The sequence below is a fragment of the Leisingera sp. genome (assembly GCF_034669605.1).
In the GTDB taxonomy this organism is placed as follows: domain Bacteria; phylum Pseudomonadota; class Alphaproteobacteria; order Rhodobacterales; family Rhodobacteraceae; genus Leisingera.
The window spans coordinates 1-2,877 of sequence record NZ_JAXMOX010000330.1; the positions used below are offsets into that span (position 1 = coordinate 1).

Consider the following 2,877-nt stretch of genomic DNA (forward strand, 5'->3'; position numbering starts at 1 on the left):
ACAGGACCAAAGCGCGGCCAAGGAACAGGGCCTGACAGATGCCGAACGGGCAGAGATCACGGATTGGCAAAAGTCGCTGGTTCTGGCGTTGAACGCCGCCAAGGACTACCCCCGCCGCGCCCGCGATGCCCGCGCCGAGGGGACCACAACCGTGGCCTTCACGCTGGATCAATACGGTCAGATCAAAGCGCGCGAGGTGTCGAAGTCATCGGGCTGGCCCGTGCTGGATCAAGCCGCGTTGAACATCTTTGACCGCCTTGAAACCCTGCCCCGTCCGCCGTCGACGATGGGGGCCGGTCCGTTCAATCTGGCGATCCCGATCAGCTACCGCTTCCGCTAGGGGCGCGACTCTTCGAACGGGGTGAGCATGTCGGGGGTAATGTCTGCAACCGTCGCGCAGCCACAAAGTGCCATTGTCACCTCTAGCTCGTCACGCAGACGCCGCAGCACCTGACTGGCCCCCCGCGCCCCGTCGACGATCAACCCATGCATCACGGGGCGGCCGACCAGCACCGCTTCGGCCCCAAGCGCCAGTGCTTTGAACACATCGCTGCCGCGCCGGATGCCGCCGTCCAGATAGACCGGCACATCCTGCCCCACCGCCTGCACCACGGCGGCCAGCTGCGTCACCGGTGCGGGCACGGTATCCAGCACCCTCCCCCCGTGGTTCGACACGATGATCCCCGCAACACCGGCATCGACAAACCGGCGGGCATCCTCGGCACGCAGGCACCCCTTGATAATCACTGGAACGGGGCTGTCCGCGATCAGTCGTGTCAGATCCTTCCACGTGGGCGCAAAGACCATCATGCCGTCGAAAACCACGCTTTGCCCGTGCTGCAACTGAGGTCGACGCGGTTGCGGCAGAGGATCCAGCATCACGGGGCGCACCCCGTCCGGCAGGGCGAAACCGGCCGCGACTTCGCGGTCGCGCAGGCCATTAATCGGCGCGTCCAGCGTGACCACCAGCGCCTCTGCTCCGCAGGCAACGGCGCGGGTGACCAAAGACATCGTGGTGTCATGATCGGCTTGCATATAAAGCTGAAACCAGCGTCGTCCGGGAATGGCTGCGATCTCTTCGGGCGCTGTGCTGGTCTGGCAGCTCAGCACCATCACCGCCTCTTGCGCCGCACAAGCCAGCGCGGTCGCATTTTCGCCCTGCGCATGGAAAAGCCGCTGAAACGCCATGGGTGCGACCATGATAGGATGCGCGGCAGGTTTCCCCAGTATCGTGACGCGCGTATGCCCGCCGCCGCAATCGCCCAGCAACTTGGGCAGCAAGCCAATCCGGCCAAAGGCGGCACGGTTCTGATTTAGCGACAGCTCTGCCTCCGCGCCGCCTTCGAGGTAGGCAAACACGTCATTGGCAAGGGTCGTATGGGCGGATTGTTCGAAGTCTGACAAGGTAATAGGCATGGCCCATAGATCGCGCAAAACAACTGCCACTACAAGCGACTAAAACAGTCAGGTATGTGGCTTATACGTCTTTAACAAACTCCAGCATGGCGTCATCTATCTCGTCCCCACACAGGACAGAAACCTCGCCCGTCGTCTCAAACACCGCTGCACGTACATCGCTTAATCGCGAGACGTTGGATTCGCGCAGTTTCTCCATCAAGTCGCTACGCGACACACGCTTTACCCGCATGGCTTCTTCGCAGATTTTACCGTCCTTCATCAGATATACCGGCGCATTCTGAATGGTATGAAGCACCGTCGAGGAGCGCCGCCGAAAATACGATAAAGTAAACTGGAACAGAAACAGGCACGCCGTCGCGACCAACGTCTGGAAGAACGCCTTCCAATCCGATGCCTGCGCCGCCCCCGCCAACAAAGAGCCGAAGGCGATTGTCGTCACAAAGTCGAAATTGGTCATTTTGGAGAATGAATTCAGCCCGACGATCCGCACCATCAAGATGATCCAGAACAACGCCACACCGCTTAGGACAAAGCCGCGCGCCAGAACGTCGAGCACAGTGTTGTCGAAAAACATGTAATTCCTCCTCTGATGGGGTCTCTAGGCGTTGCTGGAACGGTCTTGTGGCTTTTGTTCGTCGCGTTTCTGGGCACGCGATTTTGGCACATCGCCCTCGCCCGCGGGCCACCCTTCGCGCTGAGCACGGCGGTTGCCGTCGGTTTCTTCTGTCTGGTCGTGGAACAGATGCACCTGGGTCGGATACGGCATGTCGATCCCCTTTTGATCCAGCGCCTTGTAGACCGCCTGCAGCACGGCCCCGAACGTGTGGATTTGCGACGCGCGGTCAGATTTCGTCCACCAACGCAGACGGATGATATTCGCTGAATCCCCCAGCTCGACGGGAATTGTTTCGGGTGCAGGGTCTGCTTCCACGCCCTCAACGCCAGCGCAGGCGTCTCGCATGACTTTGCGGGCCGTATCCCAGTCATCGTTGCAGCCGACACCGATGTCATATTCAGACCGTCGTGTGTCAAAGGCCGTGTTGACCACCACACTGTCGGTATAGATGTCCGAATTCGGGATTACGACGCGACGACCATCATAGGTTTTGATCATCGTGGCACGGGTTTCGATCTTTTCGACAGTGCCCTCGTGGCCCCCCGACACGATCTGATCGCCAACCTCGAACGGTTGACGCAGCAGGATCAGAATACCGGCGAGCATATTTTGCAAGATATCCTTGAACGCGAAACCAATCGCAACCGAGCTGACGCCGAGCCCGGCAATCAGATCCCCCGGGGTGACCGTTGGCGCGATGATGGTGACGGCCAGCATAAAGCCGATAATTGTCACCGCCCACCGCATCAGCGAACCGCCAACGTTCCCAAGATTATCACGCCCGCGCCGACCTGCCGTCTTGCGGATCAACGCACCGATGCCCATTCCCAAGAACCAAAAGA

The 2,877-nt window shown here is 60.1% G+C and carries 4 protein-coding genes; 1 reads left to right on the forward strand and 3 read right to left on the reverse strand.

Annotated features, from left to right (window positions below; translation table 11 throughout):
• The coding region (locus VOI29_RS23715; protein ID WP_323784260.1) for a TonB family protein at positions 1–340 on the forward strand (340 nt) is incomplete at its 5' end.
• On the opposite strand, the gene VOI29_RS23720 is transcribed toward VOI29_RS23715, so the two are convergent.
• The 3 genes from VOI29_RS23720 to VOI29_RS23730 form a co-directional block, all read right to left on the reverse strand.
• On the reverse strand, positions 337–1,416 hold the full coding sequence (locus VOI29_RS23720) for an alpha-hydroxy acid oxidase (RefSeq protein WP_323784262.1): 1,080 nt from the start codon (positions 1,414–1,416) through the stop codon (positions 337–339). The genes VOI29_RS23715 and VOI29_RS23720 overlap by 4 nt on opposite strands.
• A gap of 61 nt (positions 1,417–1,477) precedes the next feature.
• Positions 1,478–1,993: a DUF421 domain-containing protein gene (locus VOI29_RS23725; RefSeq protein ID WP_093734297.1), complete on the reverse strand. Its 516-nt coding sequence runs from the start codon at positions 1,991–1,993 to the stop codon at positions 1,478–1,480.
• A 24-nt stretch (positions 1,994–2,017) separates the two neighbouring features.
• The coding region (locus tag VOI29_RS23730; RefSeq protein ID WP_323784266.1) for a mechanosensitive ion channel family protein at positions 2,018–2,877 on the reverse strand (860 nt) is incomplete at its 5' end.

Bases quoted from the DNA above. Each gene is read 5' to 3' on its own strand.
- VOI29_RS23720 (WP_323784262.1), bottom strand. From the start codon at position 1,416: ATGCCTATTACCTTGTCAGACTTCGAACAATCCGCCCATACGACCCTT.
- VOI29_RS23725 (WP_093734297.1), bottom strand. From the start codon at position 1,993: ATGTTTTTCGACAACACTGTGCTCGACGTTCTGGCGCGCGGCTTTGTC.